Genomic DNA, 21691 nt, shown 5'->3' with positions numbered 1-21691 from the left:
CGGCTGGGTCAGTCGTAAAAACCGATGACGGACTTGATCTCCATATACTCCTCCATCCCTTCGATCCCGTACTCGCGACCGTTGCCCGACTGCTTGTAGCCGCCGAACGGCGCCTGCGGATCCCACGCTGGGTAGTTCAGATGCACCTGCCCCGACCGGATGCGCGCGGCCACCGCACGTGCGCGTTCCTTGTCGGCGCCCTGCACATGCGCGCCGAGCCCATAGACGGTGTCGTTCGCGATCGCGACGGCTTCGTCGACCGTATCGTAAGGAAGGATCGCCAGGACCGGACCGAAGATCTCCTGCTGCGCGATCGCCATGTCGGTGCGCACATCGGAAAAGATCGTCGGCCGCGCGTAGAAGCCGCGGTCGAATCCCGCAGGCCGTCCAGGGCCGCCGGCGATCAGCTTCGCCCGTTCGTCGATGCCCACGTCGATCATCTGCGCGACGCGGCCGAACTGCGCGCGGTTGGCGAGCGGCCCGTGCGTCGTCGCGTCGTCGAATGGATCGCCGACGATCAGCCGCTGCGCTGCCGCGACAGCCAGTTCCTCGACCGCGCCGAGCGCGTCGCGTGGCACGATCATGCGGGTCGGCGCGCTGCACGATTGCCCCATGTTGCGGAACGCGGCGGCCACGCCCGGCGCGATGGCCTGCTGCAGGTCCGCGTCCGGCAACACGATGTTCGGCGATTTGCCGCCCAGCTCCTGCGCGACGCGCTTGACGGTCGGGGCCGCCGCCTGCGCGACGAGCACGCCCGCGCGCGTCGACCCGGTAATCGACACCATGTCGACCTCGGGGTGCGACGAAAGCGCGGCGCCCACCGCCTCGCCGCTGCCGCTCACCAGGTTGAACACGCCCGCCGGCACGCCCGCATCGGCGATCACTTCCGCGAACAGCAGCGCGCTGAGCGGCGACAGCTCGCTGGGTTTCAGTACTACCGTGCAGCCTGCCGCGAGCGCCGGGCCGACCTTCGCGGTGATCTGATAGATCGGCCAGTTCCACGGCGTGATCAGCGCGCATACGCCGATCGGCTCGCGTACGACCGCGGTCGTCCCGCGCCGCGAGACGAACGGGTAGCGGGCCAGATTGTCGCGCGCGACGCGGATATGTTCGGCCGCGAGCGGCACATGGGCGCCGCGTGCATAAGCGATCGGCGCGCCCATTTCGAGCGCGAGCGCCGTGGCGAACCATTCCGCGCGCTCCAGCATCAACGCATGCACGCGGTCGAGCAACGCGGCGCGTTGTTGCGGCGAGGTCGTGGACCAGCGTTCGAACGCGCGGTGCGCGGCCTGCACCGCGCGGTCGGCATCGCGTGCGTTACCGAGCGGGATCTCGCACAGCGTGTCTTCGGTGGACGGGCAGATGACCGCGAACCGGTCGCTGCCATCCGGTAAAACCCAGTCGCCGTCGATGAAGAAGCGATCGAGCCTGCCGGCTTCCTTCAGATGACGAACCGGCGAATTGACGAGTGAATTCATTGCAGCGTGTCCTTGAGTCGATACCATGCGCCGACGAACGGCAGAAACCACGGCTTGCCGAAATGCCCGGGAATCGCGGGCCAGTCGAAGCTTTTCCACGGATTGAGATCGGCGCGTCCGTCCATGATCTCCGCCATCAGCGTGCCCATCAGCGTCGCCATGTGCGTGCCGTGGCCGCTATAGCCCATCGAGTAGTACACGCCGTCGCGCTGGCCTGCGCGCGGCAGCCGGTTGGCCGTCATGTCGACCATCCCGCCCCAGCAATAGTCGATGCGCACGGCGGCCAGTTCGGGAAACACGGCGGCCATCTGCTGCCGCAGAATCGCCCCGCTCTTTTCGTCGGAGCGCGGATTCGACGCGGCAAAACGCGCGCGCCCGCCGAACAGCATCCGGTTGTCGGGCGTGACGCGGAAGAAATTCACGAAGTTCTTCGTGTCGGTGACCATCCGGCGCGTCGGCAGCAAGCGGTCGAGCAGGTCGTTCGGCAACGGCTCGGTGACGATGATGAACGCGCCGACCGGCACGATCCTGCGGCGAACCCAGCCGAACGGCCCGACCTGCGAGATGCCGCTCGCGAGCAGCACCTGGCGCGCACGGATCTCGCCGAGCGGTGTTTGCACCGCGTACGCGCCGCCCGCTTGCCGCTGCAGGCCGAGCACCGGCGCATGCTCGAGAATATGCGCGCCGCGGGCTTGCGCGGCGCGCGCGAGGCCGCGCACATAACGGCCAACATGCATCCCGGCGCTCTTGCCGAACAGCAGCCCGCCGTGATATCGGTTCGAACCGATCTCGTCGCGCAGCTCCGCCTTCGTGACCAGGCGCGTGTCGGGGTCGACGCTGGCGGCGAGCAGCGCCTGGCTTCGCACGAGCTTGTCGTAGTGCTCGGGCTTCGCCGCGAGCTTCAGCTTGCCGCGCCGCGCGAAATCGCAATCGATCGACTCCTCCCGGACCAGCCGCTCGACCGTATCGACACCCGCGTCGAACGCGAGATACAACCGGTTCGCCAGTTCCGTGCCGATGCGCTGCGACAGGAACGCGTAATCCTGTGCGAAGCCGTTGTTGCACATGCCGCCGTTGCGTCCCGATGCCGCCTGCCCGACGGTGCCCGCCTCGCAGACGATCACGCGCGCGCCTTTCTTGGCCAGCGCCAGTGCGGCGGCCGAACCGGTGATGCCGCCGCCCACCACCACCACGTCGCAACTTCCGTCAGGCAACTCCGGCGAGCTGCTCGCGAATGGCTCCGACGTATCGAGCCAGTAGGAACTGAAACGCATCAGGCACTCCCAAGCTGTCCACCGCACCGTGCTGCCAGGCCGACCAACGTTCGCCGCGCCGATCCGGCCGCTTGCCCGCGATCCGGATCGGCGCGCCTCGTCCAGGCTGCCCCCGCGTCAGCGCGACGGTCCTGCATTAGAAATCCGCGACCTTGCCCCATGCGGACTCGCTGAACCGGCTGGGCCGGTACGGCGCCGGGTCCACGAAAGGTTGCGCACCAGACGCGAGATCGGCGATCAGGTGCCCGGCGCCCGGGCCAATCCCGAAGCCGTGACCCGAAAACCCCGCCGCGAGGATCAGCCCCGGCACGCCCGGCACTTCGCCGATGCCCGGCACGCCGTCCGGCGTGCTGTCGACGAACCCGGCCCACGCGTGCGTGATCTTCGCTTCGCGCAGTTCGGGCAACAGTTCGGCCGCGCGGCGGTACGTTTCGGTGACCGTCGGCATGTCGGGCTTCGGATCGAGAATGCGTACGGCTTCCATCGGCGTCGGCGCGTCGAGGCGCCAGCGCTTCAACGTTTCGTGGCCGCCGCGCACGCCTTCGAGGCCGCCCGGCAGCAGATTGCGCCAGCGTTTCGCGAACATCGGCACGAATTGCGGCGCGAAGCGCAGGAACTGCGGCGTCAGGTCCACGCGCGCGCGGCCGCTGATCGCCAACGCGTAGCGTCCGTCGCTGCGGCGCGTGATGGACACGCCGGACGTGTACATCGCATCCGGCAACGGCGTTTCGACCGGCGACACGCTCAGGATCGACTGACGGATCGACGCTTGCGGAAACCGGATGCCGAGCTGGCGGCAGAACGACGACGCCCATGCACCGCCGGCCATCACGACCGTTCGGGTCTTGATGACGCCCGCCTCGGTGACGACGCCCGCGACCCGGCCGCCTTCGAGTTCGATGCCGCGCGCCGCGCAGTGCTGGTGGACACTGCCGCCCAGCTTGATCAGCGCGGCGGCCACGGCCGGCGCGGCCTTGCCTGGATCGGCCGTGCCGTCGGTCGGCGAGAACACGCCGCCCTTCCACTGCCGCCCGGTAGCCCGTCCGCGCTCGGCGGCCTGCTTGCTGTCGAGCATGTACGTGGTCACGCCCGCGGTCTTCGCGAATTCGCCCCAGCTGGCCCAGCGGGACAGCTCTTCGTCGTCATTGCTCAGATACAGCAGCCCGCAGCGATGAAAGCCCGTGTCTTCGCCGGATTCGGCCGCGAATCGTTCCCACAGGTCGATGCTCTTGCTCGCCATCGGCAACTCGCGCGCGTCGCGGTTTTGCTGGCGGCACCAGCCCCAGTTGCGGCTCGACTGCTCGGCGCCGATGCGGCCCTTCTCGACCAGCGCGACCGACACCCCGCGCCGGGCGAGGTAGTAGGCGGTGAAGACGCCGATGATGCCGCCGCCGATCACGACGACGTCGGCCGAAGCCGGTGGCGTGGGCGAAGTTTCAATATGGCGCAGCGGAGGGGACATGTTCAGTCTCGGTCGGTTGATGCTTGGACGTTTTGCACAACGTAGAACTTCGCCACGCGTTCGCTGCTTTCCCACCCGATCGACGCGCCGCGCGGCACGAACAGCGCGTCGCCGGCGCCGAGCGACAGGACGCTGCCGTCGGGCGCGGCGAACCGGACGCCGCCGTCCAGCAGGAGCATGAATTCGTTCACGCGATGCGGGCGAATGATCCGGTGATAGGGCGTCGAATCCCACGTGCCCGCGCAGTACTCGGCGCCGTCGTCGAGAAACACGTTGTCACTGCGGCATTGCGGCGCGGGCCCGAGCAGCACTTCCGCGGGCAGCGTCGACGACGGCTTGAAGTCGGCGTCGGCACGCAGCGGGAAGAGGCCGCGCTTCGTCGGGTTCGTGCATGCGGCCGCGCAGAACGTCAACAGCACGGGCGCTTGCGCGGTGATGCGCAGCGCGGTGCCGCCGCCGATCACCACGCCCTGGCGCGGGCCGAGCACCAGCGGTGCGGCGCCGTCAGCTTCGAGCGTCAACTCGCCTGCGACGACCACGAGCGTTTCGATGTGCGGAAAGCTCGCGATGTCGAGTTCGCCGACGAAGCCGATGCGCCCCGCGGCCATCGCGTCGGGGCCTTCCCACGCGATCTCGCGATGCGACGCGAACGGATCGCTCGCGCCGAACGCCTGCTTGCGGAACGCGGTGGAAGGCGGTGCGCCGTCGGCCCGGTGCAACACGAAAACTGCGGTCATTTCTGCTCCTGTGCAGTGCGTGACGGATTCGTTCAAAAGCCGTCACGCGATATCGGAAATCGTCGTTCGCCGGCGCTTCTGCCGGACATCCTCAGCGGGGCATGTCGTCCATGCGTGCGCTTACGCCGCGTGACACGACGCTTCGCGGCGTTCGGCGCGCAGGCGCGTCGATGGCGTTCGCACCGGCGCGCCGCCCGTTCGGGCGACCACGTAATCACCCGGCGTGATCCCGAGCACCCGCCGGAAATGCCGGCACAGATGGCTCTGATCGAAGAAACCGACGTCGGTCGCGACGACCGACGGCGCGAGACCGGCACGCAACAGGTCCTGCGCCCGCCGCACTCGCACGAGGCACAGATACCGGTGCGGCGACAGCCCGGTTTCGCTGCGAAAACGCGCGGTGAAACGAGACACGCTCAACCCGGCCACGGCCGCGAGCGTGTCGAGGTTCAGCGGCTGCGCGAACGACGCGTCGATCGTGCGCAGCACGTCGCCGATCGCCGGCGAGACGGGCCGCGCGACACGCGCCGCGCGGGGAATCGTGCCGTCGATCGGATCGAGAAACGGAACAGCCATGCTCGCCGCCCTCATGCCGCCGCCTGCACGACGGAGAATGGGTAAACGAAACGCACTTTCATGTCGAATCCTCCTGGGCGCTCGCTTCAGTGCAGGAAATCCTGCATCCGGTAATACGCGCCGACGATCGGCAGGAACCACGCGTGCCCGAAATGGCCGGGCATCGCCGGCCAGTCGAGCTCGCGCCACGGATTCGATGCGGCCGCGCCGTACAGCACGTCGGCCATCACGCGGCCCATGTGCACCGCCATCTGCACGCCGTGGCCGCTGTAGCCCATCGAGTAATAGAGCCCGTCGTGCTGGCCCGCGCGCGGCCGCCGGTCGGCGGTGATGTCGACCAGCCCGCCCCAGCAGTAATCGAGGCGGACGTGAGCCAGCTCGGGGAAATAGCCGGCCATGCCGGCGCGCAGGATGTCGCCGCTTTTCGCGTCCGAGCGCGGGCTCGACATCGCGAAGCGCGCGCGGCCGCCGAACAACAATCGGTTATCGGGCGTCACGCGGAAGTAGTTGCCGATCTGGCGCGACGTCACATACGCACGACGATGCGGGAACAGCCGGTTCAACTGCGCGTCGGCCAACGGCTCGGTGACGACGATGAAGCTGCCGACCGGCGCGATGCGTCGCCGGAACCACGCGAACGGCCCGTGCTGCGATGCGCCGGTCGCGACCAGCACGCGGTCGGCGACGATCGTGCCGCGAGCGCAGGTAATTCTGTGGCGCTCGCCGTCGAGCCGGTCGAGCTGCGTGACGGCCGCGTGCTCGTACACGCGTGCGCCGGCCCGCACGGCCGCTTGCGCGAGCCCGACGCCGAACTTGCCCATGTGCATCTGCGCGCCGTTGCGCTGCAGGAGTCCACCGTAGAAACCGTCGGAGCCGACTTCGTCGCGGATGTGCGACGGGTCGATCAGCTCGATGTCCGGATCGACGTCGCGCCGCAACGCGTTGAAGGTCTTTTCAAGCCCCGCGAAATGCTGCGGTTTCGCGGCGAGCTTCAGCTTGCCGGCGCGCCGGAAATCGCAATCGATCGCCTGTTCGGTCACGATCGTCTCGACGCTCTTCACCGCGCTTTCGTACGCGCGATAGAACTGCTTCGCCTGCGCGGCGCCGATGCGCGCGGCCAGCGACGCGTAGTCCTGCGCGACGCCCGTATTGCACTGGCCGCCGTTGCGGCCGGACGCTTCGCCCGCGACCTGCGCGGCTTCGAGCACGACCACCGACACGCCGCGCTGCGCGAGCGCGAGCGCCGCCGACAAGCCGGTGAAGCCGCCGCCGATCACGACCACGTCCGCGCGTCCCTCGACGGGGCCAACGCTTCCGGCGCGAAACGCGGGGCGGGTATCCAGCCAGTACGATTCCAGTTTCATCGGATCCTTCTCGAGCATGCCGGCAATGACGATCGGCGACCGTTCAATGAGAATCATTTAATCACCGTCAAAAACTGCAGTTGCCGCGTATTCGCGCGCGGCACGCGTACAAATTGCCGTTTTGCGCGACCGCCGCAGCAGACTATGCGGAACGCCGGCTGCCGCGGCATGCGCGACGAACGCGTGACGAACACGTAACGTCTGGCGCGCTACAAACGCACCGGCTGCACCGGCGCTCCGCCGGCCTCCACTGGCTCCGCCTGGAAGCGCGTGAGGTCTTCCTCGCTGCGATGACACAACACCTTCGCGCCGTTCCCGAGCGTGCGCAGCGTGGGCGCCGTCCGGTTGCACACGCCGTCCACCCGCATCGAGCAGCGCGACAGGAACGGACACAGCTCGGCCTCGTTCTCGCGCTCGCCGATCGGCACCAGCGGCCGGTGGCAACGCTCGGCCGCGTCGTCGAGCCAGCCTGCGCGCAGCTCTGGCGCGGACGACACCAGCAGATGCGAATACGGGTGGTAAGGCGGCGCGCACAGCGCATCGCGACTGCCGGTTTCGACGCGACGGCCCGCGTACAGCACGACGATGTCGTCGCTGATCGCGCGCACCTTCGCGATGTCGTGCGTGATGAACACGTACGACACGCCGAGCTTCGCCTGCAGGTCGCGCAGCAAATCCATGATCGCGGCGCCGACCACGGTGTCGAGCGCCGACGTGACCTCGTCGCACAGGATCAGGTCGGGCTCGGCCGCGAGTGCGCGCGCGAGGTTCACGCGCTGCTTCTGCCCGCCGGACAACTCGCCGGTGCGCCGCGCGGCCACCGCCTGCGGCAGCCGCACGAGGTCGAGCAGTTCCGCGACGCGCTGCCGCGCCCGCGCGCCCTTGATCCCGTGATAGAACGCGAGCGGCCGCGCCAGCGTGCGCTCGACGGTATGCACCGGGTTGAGCGCGGTATCGGCGTTCTGGAACACGATCTGCACGCGGCGGTGCTGCTCCTTGGAACGCTTGCCGATGTCGAGCGCGAGCGGCTCGCCGTCGAGCAGGATCTGCCCGGCCGTCGCCGGCACGAGGCCCGCGATCACCTTCGCGAGCGTCGTCTTGCCGGAACCCGATTCGCCGATCACGCCGACCGTCTGCCCGCGCCCGATGCGCAGGTCCACTTCGTGCAAGATCACCTTCGCGGGCCAGCCTTTCGCGGTGCGGCCGCCGTAGCCGGCGACCGCGCCGCGCACGTCGAGCAGCGGCGCGGGCGCGGCCTGCGCGAATTTCGCGTCGCGTTCGATCGCGCCCGGCGTGACCGCCGCGATCAGGCTTTGCGTGTACGGATGCGCCGGCGCGTGCAGGATCTGTTCGGTCTCGCCCGCTTCGCGGATCTGGCCGTCGCTCAGCACGACGATCCGGTCGGCCATCTGCGCGACCACCGCCAGGTCGTGCGACACGTACACCGCACTCATCCCGTAGCGCCGGATCACGTTCTTGAACGCCTGCAGCACGTCGATCTGCGTGGTCACGTCGAGCGCGGTGGTCGGCTCGTCGAGGATCACCAGCTCCGGGTCGGTGATCAGCGCCATCGCGGCCATCAGCCGCTGCAGTTGACCGCCCGACACCTGGTGCGGATAGCGCTTGCCGATCGTCTCCGGCTCGGGCAGCGCGAGCGCGCGGAATAGCTCGACCGCCTTCGCCTGCGCATCGCGCTTCGTCATCGTCTTGTGGATCAGCGCGCTCTCGATCACCTGGTCGAGAATCGTGCGCGACGGGTTGAAGGCAGCGGCCGCGCTCTGCGCGATATACGCGACCTTGCGGCCGCGCAAGGCTGTCAGCGCCTGCGCGGACAGCGTGCATACGTCCGTGCCGCCGAGCTTCACCGAGCCGCCGGCGATCCGGCAGCCGGCGCGCGCATGGCCCATCAGCGACAGCGCGATCGTCGTCTTGCCGGAGCCCGATTCGCCGATCAGCGCGAGCACCTCGCCACGCGCGACGTCGAAGTCGACGCCGTGGACGATCGTCGTTTCCTCGCCACCCGGCCGGCCGCCGACCACGCGCAGCCCGCGCACCTCGACGAGCGGGTTCGATTCGTGTCGCATCAGTGTCCTCCGGCGGCGCCGGCCGCGCCCTTGCGGCGGCCGCGATGCGGCAGGCCGTCGATCATCAGGTTGACGCCCACCGTCAGGATCGCGATCGCGACCGCGGGCATGATCGCGACGGCCGAGCCGTCGCCGAGGCTCGCGATGTTCTCGCGCACGAGCGAGCCGAGGTCCGCGTACGGCGGCTGCACGCCGAGCCCGAGAAAGCTCAGGCCGCTCAGCAGCAGCACGACGAACGTGAAGCGCAGCCCGGTGTCCGCCAGCATCGGATGGATCATGTTCGGCAGCATCTCGACGCACGCGATGTACAGCGCGCTTTCGCCGCGCGCCTTGGCCACCTGCACGAATTCGAGCGTGCTGATGTTGACCGCCAGCGCACGCGCGATCCGGTACGAGCCGGGCATGTAGCTGATCGCGGCGGTGAGGACCAGCAGCGGCAGCGACGAGCCGAATGCGGCGACGAACATCAGCGCGAACATCTTCGACGGAATCGACGTGAGCGCGTCGAGCAGCCTGCTCATCGTCTCGTCGACCGCGCGGCCCGACACGGTCGCGAGCAGCCCGAGCGTCGTGCCGGTCACCGCGGCGAGCAGCACCGCGGCGAGCGCGAGCAGCACGGTCAGCCGCGTGCCGTACAGGATCCGGCTCAGCATGTCGCGGCCGAGGAAGTCGGAGCCGAACGGCAGCTTCGCACTGAACGACGCGAACACGTCCGGCGTGACGATCGCGCCGACGTCATGCGGCGCGATCAGCGGCCCGAACACCGCGACGAACAGCATCAGGCCGACCATCGACAGGCCGACGCGGCCGCCGGCGGTCAAGGCGATGCGCGCGGCGCGGCGCTTGCGCGGCTGGTCGGGGGCGGGCGCGGCAGGCGGCATGCTGCCCCGCCCGAGGGGCGGGTCGCCGGATGGCGGCAGCGCGCTGCTGCGTTGTACGGGTTCGATCGGTTGCATGGGCGGCATCTCGGAAGGAAAACGAAACACTCAGGTGCGCAGTCGCGGGTTCGACACGATCGAGCACAGGTCGGCGAACAGCACCAGCGTCAGGTAAGCGACGCAGAAGATCAGCGTGCAGGCCTGAACCAACGGGAAATCGCGGTTGCTGACGGCGTCGACCATCAGGCTCGCGAGGCCCGGATAGTTGAAGATCGTCTCGACGACGATCACGCCGCCGAGCAGATACGACAGGCTCAACGCGATCGCATTGGCGATCGGGCCGATCGCGTTCGGCAACGCATGGCGCAGCACGACGCGCGCGGGGCTCGCGCCCTTCAACACGGCCATCTCGACATACGACGCGCTCAGTTGCTCGATCACCGCGGCGCGCGTCATCCGCGCCATCTGCGCGATCACGACCGCGCACAGCGTCAGCACCGGCATCGCATACGCACGCAGGAAATCGTGCAGGCTTTCGATCGGGCCGCTGTACGACAGCGCGGACAGCCAGTGCAGCTTCACCGCGAACACGAGCACGGCGACTGTCGCGATCAGGAATTCCGGCGTCGCGACGAGCGACAGCGTGCCGAGGCTGATCACGCGGTCGATCGCCGACTCGCGCTTGACCGCCGCGAGGATCCCGAGCAGCAATGCGATCGGCACCGACACCGCGGTCGTGATCGCCGCCAGCGTGAGCGACTTCGGCAGGCGCCCGCCGATCAGCTCCGACACCGGCATGTCGCCGGAAAACGACCGGCCGAAGTCGCCGTGCAGCAGCCCGCCGAGCCAGTGCAGGTAACGCACGTGCGCCGGCATGTCGAGACCGAACTGCTGGCGCAGCGCGGCGACCGTCTCCGGCGTCGCCGACTGGCCGAGCGCGGCCTGCGCGGCGTCGCCCGGCAGCAGGTTCGTGATCGTGAAGATGATCGCGGATACGATCAGCAGCGTCAGCGCGGTGACCGCGATGCGCCGGCCGATCAGCCCGAGCAAAATTCGATTCATGGAGTCGCACTCCCGGAAAAGCCGCGTGCGGCCGGCGCGATGATTCGCACCGGCCGCGCGACGGCGGCCAGCCACAATGTCATGCGTTCCACCACACGTTCTCGGCGAACGTGAAGCCCATCATCGGCCCGGTGGGGATCGAGCCGAGGCCCGCGAGCCGCTTGTCGTAGCCGTCGAGGAAGCTGATGAACGCCGGAATGCCGACGCGGCCCTGCTGCGCCACGATCACCTGCATGTCGCCGTACATCTGCTTGCGCTTCGCGTCGTCGGTTTCCGAACGCGCGGCGAGCAGCAGCTGGTCGAACTTCGCGTTCTTCCAGCCCGACTCGTTCCACGGCGCATCCGACTTGAAGAACTGCGTGAACAGCACGTCGGCGCTCGAGCGCGGGTTGATGTTGCCGAAGGTGAGCGGGTGCTTCATCCAGTGGTTCGACCAGTAGCCGTCGGGCGACGCGCGGTTGACCTGCAGGTTCAGCCCGATCTTCTGGCCGGCCTGCTGCAGCAGCACGGCCATTTCGATCGACCCGTTCGCGTCGGACGTCGCATAGACCGGCGGCAACGTGGCGCCGAGCGCGCCCGCCTTCTTGAACAGGAACTTCGCCTTGTCCGGATCGTGCGCCCGCTGCGGCAGCGACGCGTTGAAGTAGCGGTGCCCCGGCGGAATCGGCTGGTCGTTGCCGATCACCGAGTAGCCGCGAAACACCGCCGTGCGGAGCTGCTCGCGATCGAACAGGTACTTCATCCCTTCGACGAAATCGGGACTCGAGACGATCGGGTTGTCGCTGCGCATGATCAGGTCGGTATAGAGGCCCGACTTGGTTTCCTTCAGCGCGTAGCCCGGCGTCGACGAGACCCGCTGCGTCGAGCGCGGATCGATCGCGTTGATCAGGTGCACGTCACCCGACAGCAGCGCGTTCAGGCGCGCGGCGCTGTCGCTGATGCCGATCAGCTCGATCTCGTCGAGATACGGCCTGCCCGGCTTGAAGTAGCTGTCGTTGCGCACGCCGACGGTCGACACGCCCGGCTTGAACGACTTCAGCTTGTACGGGCCGCAGCCGATGCCGGTCGAGAAGTCGGTCGTGCCGTCCTTGACGATCACCAGTTGCGGCGTCGCGAGGATCACCGGCAGGTCCGCGTTCGCGCTGGCGAGCGTGAGCGTGACTTCGTCCGGGCCGCTCGCCTTCGCGTCCGCGAACTGTTCGGCAAGCGTCTTGACCTTCGACGCGGTGGCCGCGTTCTTGTGGCGCATCAGCGAAAACACCACGTCGGCCGGGCCGACCGGCTTGCCGTCGTGGAACGTGACGCCCTTGCGCAGCTTGATGATCCACGTCTTCGCATCGGTCGTCTGCAGCGACTCGGCGAGGTTCATCTGCGGCGTCAGGCTCGCATCGAGCTGCGTGAGGCCGCTGTAGAACATGAAGAAGCGCGTGTAGTCCGCGCCCGTCGAGCCCTTGGCCGGGTCGAGCGTATCGGCCGTCGAGCCGGCTTCGTTCGCGACCCGGATCTTGCCGCCGCGCTTCGGCGCGGGCGCGGCGAATGCAGAGCCGGGGGTCATCAGCAGTCCGCCGGCGCCGGCGGCCATCATGCCGCTCGCCGCCATGACCTTCATCATGTCGCGGCGCGTGAAGCCGCCCTTGCCGCCGTTGTCGATATCGTCGCTCATCCGAACTGCTCCTGGCTGTGGAAAGTGGGGTCCTGGGTCCAGCGTGGTTCTCGAATCCCGCCGCGCCCGCTTGCTGGTGGCGGGCGCAACGTCGTACACATGCAATTCATTTAAGCATCGCCAAAATGCGGTTTGTCGCGATTCGGGCGGCCCGCACGATACGAATCGACCGTTTTGAGCGGCCCGCGCAGCATGAATTGCTGCGTGCACGCACGTGTCGCCGTTGGCCCGGCGGCGTGTCGCGGTGGTTGCCGAACCCGTGTCGATGCAGGAAATCGTAAGGCCGCGGCCGCCGCAGATTGCGCCGACAAAATTGCCCGTTCGGCATCCGGCGCGCGTTTGGCTCACGCAAACCGCACGTTTGTGTCGAATGCGTGCGCGCCTGCCCACGACGGCCGAAACGAGCGGCACGTTGCGGCAGATCGCCGCATGCACGGGCGTCGACGGTGGGGATCGCGACGGGACGTCGCGCAGGAAAGTTCAGAAGAATGCCGCTCGATCGGAACGGCCTGGCGGGAAGACGGGAAGCAGGCGGGACTGCCCGGAAACCGGACGCGTGCAGCCGTCAGGCGCCGCGCCCGCGTGCGGCGACGCGTGCGTCGCCGGCATGTCGCCGCGCACGTCGGGCAGGCGCCGGCGCGACGCCCAGGAGGCAGGGTGATACGCCGGCCGCGAGCGGACGGCGCGAAGCCGTCACGCAGCGAGCCGGAATACCGATACGGCGGCCCGCAGCCGCGCGGCCTGCTCGTCCAGCGACGAAGCGGCCGCAGCCGCCTGCTCGACGAGCGCGGCGTTCTGCTGGGTGACTTCGTCCATTTGCGCGACCGCCAGCCCGATCTGTTCGATGCCGGTGCTTTGCTCGGCCGATGCCGCGGAAATCTCGCCCATGATGTCGGCCACCCGGTCGATCGACCGGACGATCTCCGTCATGCGCGCGCCGGCCGTCTCGACGAGCCGGCTGCCGCTGCCGGCCCGCTCGACCGACGCGTCGATCAATCCCTTGATGTCCTTCGCGGCCGCGGCGCTGCGTTGCGCGAGCGAGCGGACTTCCGACGCGACGACGGCGAACCCGCGCCCCTCCTCGCCGGCCCGCGCGGCTTCCACCGCGGCGTTGAGCGCGAGAATGTTGGTCTGGAAGGCGATGCTTTCGATGACGACGGTAATGTCGGCGATCCGCACCGATCCGTCCGAAATCTGCCGCATCGTTTCGACGACCGCCTGCACGGCGGCGCCGCCGAGTTCCGTCGCATCCTTCGCCTGGGCCACGAGCGCATTCGCCTGGCGCGCGTTGTCGGCGTTCTGTTTGACCGTGGACGTGATCTGCTCCATGCTCGCCGCCGTTTCCTGCAGCGATGCGGCCTGCTGCTCCGTGCGCTGCGACAGATCCAGGTTGCCTTGCGCGATCTCGCCGGTGCCGGTGGCGATCGAGTGGGTCGTGGTCTGGATCTCGGCGATGGTGTCGGTCAGCCGCGCCTTCATGTCGCCCAGCGCGACGAGCAGACTGCCGGGCGCGGCGTGCGCCGTATCGAACGGCACGTCCAGTTCGCCGGCGGCGATGCGGGCGGCGATCTGCGTCGCATGCGCGGGCTCGCCGCCCAGCGTGCGCCTGACACTGCGCAGCACGCCCCATGCGATGGCCGCGAGCGCCGCGGCGATGACGAGCGCGACGGCGCCCAGCACCATCGCGAGCCGGGCAAACGCCGCGTTGATGTCGTCGTAGAAAAATCCGGTGCCGATCCACCAGTTCCAGTCCGGAATCGCGACCACGCCCTGCAGCTTCGGCTCCAGGTCCGCGTCAGGGCTGCGCTTGATCAGCACGTCGACGAGCGCGAAATGCGCCTGCGCCATCCCCGCGCGGTACGCGTCGCTGTCGGTCAGGCCGCTGGTCGTGCGGTTGCCTTTCGCGCGCGTGCCGATGAACTTCGCGTTCGGGTGGACGAGGTTGACGCCGTCGGACGTCGTGACCCAGAAGTAGCTCTTCGAATTCGCGTTGAGCGCCGCCAGCGCGGCCTTGGCCTGCTGCTGCGCCTGCTCCTGCGTGAGCGTGCCGCTCGTCTGCATCGCGCGATACGAATCGACCAGGTGCTCGGCCTTGGTCAGCAGAATGACGATCTCTTCGCGGCGGCTGTCGATCAGCGCGTCGCGCAGCGTGTGCAGCGACAACGCGGCGAGCAGGACGACGCCGAGCAGCGCCGCGGCGACGAGCATCAGCAGTTTGGTGGACAACTTCATGCGGGGGCCTCGAAATATTAACCGTTCGGTACATATATCGGCCCGGGCGGCCCCGGCTTGAACGACTCGATATCGGTAATTACCCTCGTTTCGTGCGCTGACCGAACGCGCCGGGACGCGACGGCATCACGGCCGCGTCCCGGCGCTCGATGAATCGGCCGGCGCAGCCGGCTTACAGCCCGAGCTGCGTCGCGAGCTGGCCGATGTCCGACACTTCGTAATAGTTGTAGAACGGCGTGCCGGGCTCGTGACCGCGGTTCACGAACGCCTTGTGCTTGATGCCGAGATCCTCGGCCGTCATCAGGTCGTAGCGCAGGCTCGACGACACGTGCAGCACGTCCTCGGGCTTGCAGCCGAGCTTGTCGAACATGTATTCGAAGCCTTGCATGCGCGGCTTGTACGACTGCGCCTGCTGCGCGGTAAACACCGCATGGAACGGCGCGCCGAGCTTGTCGACGTTGCTCATGATCTGGTCGTCCATCGCGTTCGACAGGATCACGAGCTTGTACTTGCTGGCGAGCCGCGACAGGCCGGCCGGCACGTCCGGATGCGGGCCCCACGTCGGCACCGCATGATAGAAAAGCTCGGCCTCGGCTTCGTCGAACTTCACGCCGACCCGTGCGCACGTGCGGCGGACCGCGTTGACGACGACGTCGCGGTACGGCTTCCATGCGCCGAGCACCTCGTCGAGCCGATAGGCGGCGAACGCGCGCACGAAGGCCTCCATCGTGGCCGGCGACAACCGATCCGCATAGATTTCGCGCGCCGTCTCGGCCATCCGGAAATGGGTCAGCGTGCCGTAGCAGTCGAAGGTGATGTACTTCGGTTCAAACTGGATCATGGTGACGTCCTGTCGGTGTGAAGCCCCGGCAGGGCCGGGGACGGGCTGGGTTTAACGAAATTGAATCAGGGCAAAAAATCCGTCGCACGTCGTTCGATGCCGCCCGAAACGCACGATCGCCGCGTGTTGCGCGCCCTGCACGGCACGATCTGCGGTGCGCGCCTGTGCAGTGCGCGCCGGCCGGCCGGCGGGTCTCGCGACACCGCCACGCGCATGCGCGGCACGGCCGCCGCGCGGTGCGGCGCGGCAACCGCCGCCGCGCCATCCTGCTCCCATCGTACCGGCGTTCATCCAGCACAAGCTGTCGGAATGACGGGCCCGGCCGGCACGACGCGCGCGTTCGTCCGCGCCGATCGAGCCGGTTTGCATCGATCTCGCGCGGCCGCCCGCCGACGCCGGAAAACAGGCGAATCGTCCTATCCGCGCCGGTGGGTCGCTGGCAGAGTCGATAGGTCATTTCTACCCATCCGGAGTCCGGCGTGGCCGACCTCAATCCTTCCCGCACGCTTACCTATCGCCCGTTCGTCGACACCGACCTGCCCGCCGCGCACCGCCTGTCGGAAGCGGTCAAGTGGCCGCACCGCCTCGACGACTGGCGCTTCGCGTTCCAGCTCGGCGGCGGCTTCGTCGCCGAGGACGCATCCGGCGTCATCGGCACCGCGCTCGGCTGGCGCTTCGACGATTCACACGCGTCGCTCGGCATGGTGATCGTGTCGCCCGAGCACCAGGGTCGCGGCATCGGCCGCGAACTGCTCACGCGTGTCGTCGACAGTCTCGGCGCACGCACGATATTCCTGCATGCGACGCCGTCCGGCGAACCGCTCTATGTGAAGTTCGGCTTCGAGGCGATCGCCACGATCGACCAGCACCAGGGCGCCGCGTTCCAGCCGCCGCTGATCTCGCTGCCGCCGGGCGAGCGCCTGCGCCCGCTCGGCACGAACGACGGGCCGCGCCTCGCGGCGCTCGCGTCGCGCGCGGCAGGCTACGAACGCGGCGCGGTGACCGATGCGCTGCTCGACGTCGCGAACGGGATCGCGCTCGATCGCGACGGCGAACTGCTCGGCTTCGCGCTGTTCCGCCGCTTCGGCCGCGGCCATGTGATCGGACCGGTGATCGCGCCGGACGCGCTGCGCGCGCAGGCGCTGATCAGCCACTGGCTCGCGCTGCACGAAGGCATGTTCGTGCGCCTCGACGTGCCGGGCGACAGCGGGCTGTCCGACTGGCTGCAGGGGCTCGGCCTGCCGCGTGTCGATACCGTCGTCGCGATGGCACGCGGCGCGGCGCCCGCGCGCGATCCGGCGCTGCGCGCGTTCGCGATCGTCAACCAGGCGCTCGGCTGAGCGGGACGCACGATGAGCTTCCTGTACAAGGCCGACCCGGTGCGCGGCGCGCAATGGGCACAACGCTTCGCGCAACGCGCGCCCGACCTCCCGTTCCGGATCTGGCCGGATCTCGGCGATCCGCACGACGTGCGCTACCTCGCCGCGTGGCAACCGCCGGACGATCCGATCGCGCTGCTGCCCAACCTCGAGGTCGTGTTCTCGGTCGGCGCCGGCATCGATCAGTTCGATCTATCGCGCGTGCCGGCACACATTCCGGTCGTGCGGATGATCGAGCCCGGCATCGTCGAAGGGATGGTCGAATACGTGACGCAGGCGGTGCTGACGATCCACCGCGACCTGTTCGACTATGCGGCGCAACAGCGCGTGCAGGCATGGTGCGAGAAGCCGGTGCGCGCGGCCGCGTCGCGGCGCGTCGGCGTGCTCGGGCTCGGCACGCTCGGCCAGGCCGTGCTCGACACGCTGCGGCGCTTCGGTTTCCCGTGCGCGGGCTGGAGCCGCACGCCGCGCACGCTCGACGGCATCGACTGCTACGCGGGCGACGCGGCGCTCGACGCGTTCCTGGCCCGCACCGACATCCTGATCTGCCTGCTGCCGCTCACCGACAGCACGCGCGGCCTGCTCGGCGCACGCGTGTTCGACGCGCTGCCGGCCGGCGCGTCGCTCGTGCAGGTCGGGCGCGGCCCGCAGCTCGATGCGGCCGCGCTGCTCGCCGCGCTCGACAGCGGCCGGCTCGACAGCGCGATCCTCGACGTGACGGAGCCCGAACCGCTGCCGGCCGGCCACCCGTTCTGGACGCATCCGCGCATTCGCATCACGCCGCACATCGCGAGCGCGACGCGGCCCGACACCGCGGTCGACGCGGTGCTCGAGAACCTCGCGCGCCATCGCGCGGGACAGCCGATGATCGGCATCGTCGATCGCGCGCGCGGCTACTGACGCGCTCGCCCGGCCCGGCGGGGCGCGCAGCAGAAAATGCCGAAGCGCCCCGTGCAAACGCCGCGACCATACGTTTCGGGCGACAAATTGAAGACGCGTGCGGAATTCTCGCCCGGTAGCATGGACTCACCGCTGACACCCGACGAGAGTCCCGCCCTGCCATGAACCAAGCCGCGCTGATCGAAGCCGATCGTCAACACCTGATCCACCCCGTCGTCAACTATCGCGCGCACGAAGCGCGCGGCGTCACCGTGCTGGAATCCGCCGACGGCGTGTTCCTGCGGGACGGCGACGGCCATACGCTGCTCGACGCGTTCTCGGGCCTGTGGTGCGTGAACGTCGGCTACGGCCGCGACAGCATCGTGAAGGCCGCCGCCGAGCAGATGACGAAGCTGCCCTACGCGACCGGCTATTTCCATTTCGGCTCGCAGCCCGCGATCGAGCTGGCCGAACGGCTCGCGGCGCTCGCGCCGCCGTCGCTGAACCGCGTGTACTTCACGCTCGGCGGCTCGGATGCGGTCGATTCCGCGGTGCGCTTCATCACGCACTATTTCAACGCGACCGGCCGCCCGTCGAAGAAGCAGATGATCGCGCTCGAGCGCGGCTATCACGGTTCGTCGTCGATCGGCGCGGGGCTCACCGCGCTGCCCGCGTTCCACCGCCATTTCGACCTGCCGCGCGCGGACCAGCACCATATTCCGTCGCCCTACCCGTATCGCCACCCGCTCGGCGACGATCCGCAGGCGCTGATCGCCGCGTCGGTCGCCGCGCTCGAAGCGAAGGTCGCGGAACTCGGCGCGGACAACGTCGCCGCGTTCTTCTGCGAGCCCGTGCAAGGCTCCGGCGGCGTGATCGTGCCGCCGGCCGGCTGGCTGAAGGCGATGCGCGACGCATGCCGGCGCCTCGGCATCCTGTTCGTCGCCGACGAGGTGATCACCGGCTTCGGCCGCACGGGGCCGCTGTTCGCGTGCGAGGCCGAGCAGGTCGATCCGGACCTGATGACCGTCGCGAAGGGCTTGACCGCCGGCTATGCGCCGATGGGCGCGGTGCTGATGTCCGACGAAATCTACGAAGGCCTCGCGGGCAGCCGCGCGGAGTCGGCCGTGGTCGGTCACGGGCATACGTATTCCGCGCACCCGGTGAGCGCGGCGATCGGCCTCGAGGTGCTGAAGCTCTATCACGAAGGCGGGCTGCTCGCGAACGGCCAGGCGATGGCGCCGCGCTTCGCGGCGGGGCTCGATGCGCTGCGCGCGCATCCGCTCGTCGGCGACGCGCGCTCGGTCGGCCTGCTCGGCGCGCTCGAACTGGTGTCCGACAAGGCGCGCAAGACGCGCTTCGACGCGGCGCTGAACGTGCCCGACCGGATCGCGGCGGCCGCCTACGCGAACGGCGTGGTGTTTCGCGCATTCGGCGACGGCGTGCTCGGTTTCGCGCCGGCGCTGAGCTTCACGGCGGGCGAGTTCGACCTGCTGTTCGAACGCGTGCGCAAGACGCTCGACGACGTGCTGGCCGACGCGGGCGTGCAGCGCGCGCTCGACGCCGCGCACGCGCAGCCGGCCTGAGCCGGCCGAGGGAAAGCCGGGCTTGTGGCGGCCATCGTTCGACTCTAAAGTAACCGGACATTCCATTTTTCCGCTCTCACGTGAACATGACGGACAGCAAGCTGGATCGCATCGACCTGCGCATCCTCTCCCAGTTGCAGAAGCGCGGCCGCATGACCAACGTCGAACTGGCCGATGCGGTCGGGCTGTCGCCCAGTCCCTGCCTGATCCGCGTGAAGCGGCTCGAGAAGGCGGGCTACATCGGCGGCTACGGCGCGCACATCCAGCTCGAGAAACTCGGCGACGTGCAGGTCGTGTTTACCGAGGTCACGCTGGCCGACCACCGCCGCGAGGACTTCGACCGCTTCGTCGCGGCGATCCGCAACGTCGACGAGATCGTCGAGTGCCATCTCGCGAGCGGTGGCTACGACTATCTGCTGAAGTTCATCACGCGCAGCGTGAGCCATTACCAGACGATCGTCGAAGGGCTGCTCGAGCAGAACATCGGCATCGAGAAGTATTTCAGCTACGTGATCATCAAGTCGCCGTTCGTCAAACGGCACTACCCGCTCGAATCGCTGTTCGGCGAACGTCACTGACTACCGCAGCGTGCGGCACCCATGAGCGTGGCAGTTCGCTGTCCGCGCGGGGATAGTCGCGCGCCCGCGCCGCAGCCGTCGTCACCGAATCGCTTCATCCAAGGACCTGTCATGCCGCTTACGCTTTCCCGACCCGAACTCGTTCGCACCGCCAACCTGATCGACGGCGCGTGGCGCGACGCACGCGACGGCCGTCGCTTCGACGTCACCGATCCGGCCACGCTCGACACCGTTGCCCACGCCCCCGACAGCGACGCCGCCGACGCGCGCGCCGCGACCGACGCGGCAGCACGCGCGCTGCCCGCTTGGCGCGCGACGCCCGCTCGCGACCGCGCCGCGATCCTGCGTGCATGGCACGCGGCGATCGTCGCGCATACCGACGATCTCGCGAAGCTGATGTCGCGCGAACAGGGCAAGCCGCTCGCCGAGGCGCGCGGCGAAGTCGCCTACGGTGCGTCGTACGTGCAGTGGTTCGCCGAGGAAGCGACGCGCACCTACGGCGACCTGATTCCGCAGCAGCAGCGCGGCAAGCGGCTGAGTGCGGTCAAGGAGCCGATCGGCGTCGTCGCCGCGATCACGCCGTGGAATTTCCCGCTCGCGATGATCGCGCGCAAGATCGCGCCCGCGCTCGCGGCCGGCTGTACGGTCGTCGCGAAGCCGGCGGAAGACACGCCGCTCACCGCGCTCGCGCTCGCCTTCCTCGCGCAGGAAGCCGGCGTGCCGCCCGGCGTGCTGAACATGATCGCCGCGTCGCGTGAGCGCGGCATCGACGCAGTGGCCGACTGGCTCGCCGACGGCCGCGTGCGCAAGATCACGTTCACCGGATCGACGCCCGTCGGCAAGCTGCTCGCACGCGAATCGGCGGCGACGCTGAAGAAGCTGTCGCTGGAGCTCGGCGGCAATGCGCCGTTCATCGTGTTCGACGATGCCGAGCTCGACGCGGCGGTCGACGGGCTGATGGCCGCCAAGTTCCGCAACGGCGGGCAAACCTGCGTGTCGCCGAACCGCGTGTACGTGCAGGCCGGCGTCTACGATGCGTTCGCCGCCAAACTCACCGCCCGTGTCGCCGCGCTGAAGGTCGCGCCGGCGACCGACCCGGCCGCGCAGATCGGCCCGATGATCAACGCGCGCGCGGTCGACAAGATCGCGCGCCACGTCGGCGACGCGATCGAGCGCGGCGCACGCGTGCTCACGGGCGGCAAGCGCCTGCCCGAACTCGGGCCGAACTATTACGCGCCGACGGTGCTCGGCGACGCCACCGCCGACATGCAGCTGACCTGCGAGGAAACCTTCGGGCCGATCGCCGCGCTGTTCAGGTTCGACACGGAAGACGAAGCCGTCGACGCCGCGAACGACACGCCGTTCGGGCTCGCCGCGTATTTCTATACGCAGGACCTGCGCCGCATCGCGCGCGTGTCGGCACGGCTCGAAACGGGCCTCGTCGGCATCAACGAAGGCGCGCTCGCCAGCGAGGCCGCGCCGTTCGGCGGCGTGAAGGAGTCGGGCTACGGCCGCGAAGGCTCGCGCTACGGCCTCGACGATTACCTGTCGATCAAGTACCTGTGCCAGGGCGGGCTCGAGTGAAGCCGCGCCGCCGCGCTTATCCGCGGCGGTTACGCAG

General features: G+C 68.9%; 17 protein-coding genes. 5 read left to right on the top strand and 12 right to left on the bottom strand.

The genetic code is table 11. The features are described 5' to 3' along the window. Positions 1-8 precede the first annotated feature (8 nt). From SB771_RS28320 to SB771_RS28265, 12 genes are all read right to left on the bottom strand, one after another. On the bottom strand, positions 9-1478 hold the full coding sequence (locus SB771_RS28320; RefSeq protein ID WP_175661570.1) for an aldehyde dehydrogenase family protein: 1470 nt from the start codon (positions 1476-1478) through the stop codon (positions 9-11). Beyond that, a complete protein-coding gene (locus SB771_RS28315) occupies positions 1475-2752 on the bottom strand; it encodes an NAD(P)/FAD-dependent oxidoreductase (protein WP_175661571.1) in 1278 nt (425 codons plus the stop codon). Before SB771_RS28315 ends, SB771_RS28320 begins: the two co-directional genes overlap by 4 nt. A 136-nt stretch (positions 2753-2888) precedes the next feature. Next, positions 2889-4214, bottom strand: a complete 1326-nt coding sequence (locus tag SB771_RS28310; protein ID WP_175661572.1) for an NAD(P)/FAD-dependent oxidoreductase — start codon at positions 4212-4214, stop codon at positions 2889-2891. Positions 4215-4216: 2 nt separating this feature from the next. After that, on the bottom strand, positions 4217-4951 hold the full coding sequence (locus tag SB771_RS28305; RefSeq protein WP_175661573.1) for a cupin domain-containing protein: 735 nt from the start codon (positions 4949-4951) through the stop codon (positions 4217-4219). A 120-nt stretch (positions 4952-5071) separates the two neighbouring features. Further along, entirely contained in the window at positions 5072-5527 is a 456-nt protein-coding gene (locus tag SB771_RS28300) for a helix-turn-helix domain-containing protein (protein ID WP_175661574.1), read from the bottom strand. 86 nt (positions 5528-5613) lie between these two features. After that, positions 5614-6948 carry an NAD(P)/FAD-dependent oxidoreductase gene (locus SB771_RS28295; RefSeq protein WP_175661575.1) on the bottom strand — a complete coding sequence of 445 codons (1335 nt, stop codon included), beginning with the start codon at positions 6946-6948 and terminating at the stop codon, positions 5614-5616. Between the two features lie 152 nt (positions 6949-7100). Beyond that, on the bottom strand, positions 7101-8975 hold the full coding sequence (locus tag SB771_RS28290) for an ABC transporter ATP-binding protein (RefSeq protein ID WP_175661576.1): 1875 nt from the start codon (positions 8973-8975) through the stop codon (positions 7101-7103). Further along, positions 8975-9931, bottom strand: coding sequence for an ABC transporter permease (locus tag SB771_RS28285; RefSeq protein WP_165754441.1), 957 nt, complete (start codon positions 9929-9931; stop codon positions 8975-8977). Before SB771_RS28285 ends, SB771_RS28290 begins: the two co-directional genes overlap by 1 nt. Positions 9932-9961: 30 nt before the next feature. Next, positions 9962-10915, bottom strand: a complete 954-nt coding sequence (locus SB771_RS28280; protein WP_126224582.1) for an ABC transporter permease — start codon at positions 10913-10915, stop codon at positions 9962-9964. Between the two features lie 79 nt (positions 10916-10994). Continuing rightward, the gene (locus SB771_RS28275; RefSeq protein WP_165754440.1) at positions 10995-12578 is read right to left on the bottom strand and encodes an ABC transporter substrate-binding protein; all 1584 of its coding nucleotides are present in this window, start codon (positions 12576-12578) and stop codon (positions 10995-10997) included. 693 nt (positions 12579-13271) lie between these two features. Continuing rightward, on the bottom strand, positions 13272-14810 hold the full coding sequence (locus SB771_RS28270) for a methyl-accepting chemotaxis protein (protein ID WP_175661577.1): 1539 nt from the start codon (positions 14808-14810) through the stop codon (positions 13272-13274). A gap of 172 nt (positions 14811-14982) precedes the next feature. Further along, a complete protein-coding gene (locus SB771_RS28265) occupies positions 14983-15651 on the bottom strand; it encodes a haloacid dehalogenase type II (protein ID WP_006749698.1) in 669 nt (222 codons plus the stop codon). 479 nt (positions 15652-16130) lie between these two features. Between SB771_RS28265 and SB771_RS28260 the strand changes: the two genes are divergently transcribed. The 5 genes from SB771_RS28260 to SB771_RS28240 all read left to right on the top strand — a co-directional run bounded on the left by SB771_RS28260 (position 16131) and on the right by SB771_RS28240 (position 21654). Continuing rightward, positions 16131-16991, top strand: coding sequence for a GNAT family N-acetyltransferase (locus tag SB771_RS28260; protein WP_175661578.1), 861 nt, complete (start codon positions 16131-16133; stop codon positions 16989-16991). Between the two features lie 12 nt (positions 16992-17003). Next, entirely contained in the window at positions 17004-17930 is a 927-nt protein-coding gene (locus tag SB771_RS28255) for a 2-hydroxyacid dehydrogenase (protein WP_175661579.1), read from the top strand. Positions 17931-18091: 161 nt separating this feature from the next. Beyond that, positions 18092-19492, top strand: coding sequence for an aspartate aminotransferase family protein (locus SB771_RS28250; RefSeq protein WP_175661580.1), 1401 nt, complete (start codon positions 18092-18094; stop codon positions 19490-19492). Positions 19493-19578: 86 nt separating this feature from the next. After that, positions 19579-20070, top strand: a complete 492-nt coding sequence (locus tag SB771_RS28245) for an Lrp/AsnC family transcriptional regulator (RefSeq protein ID WP_006749694.1) — start codon at positions 19579-19581, stop codon at positions 20068-20070. Between the two features lie 111 nt (positions 20071-20181). Continuing rightward, positions 20182-21654 (top strand): NAD-dependent succinate-semialdehyde dehydrogenase, encoded by a 1473-nt coding sequence (locus SB771_RS28240; protein WP_175661581.1) that lies wholly within the window; start codon positions 20182-20184, stop codon positions 21652-21654. Positions 21655-21691: the final 37 nt, after the last annotated feature.

The organism is Burkholderia sp. SIMBA_051 (assembly GCF_046534915.1).
GTDB lineage: Bacteria > Pseudomonadota > Gammaproteobacteria > Burkholderiales > Burkholderiaceae > Burkholderia > Burkholderia ambifaria.
The sequence above is the reverse complement of the archived record's forward strand: the minus strand, read 5'-3'. Positions and strand labels throughout refer to the sequence as shown.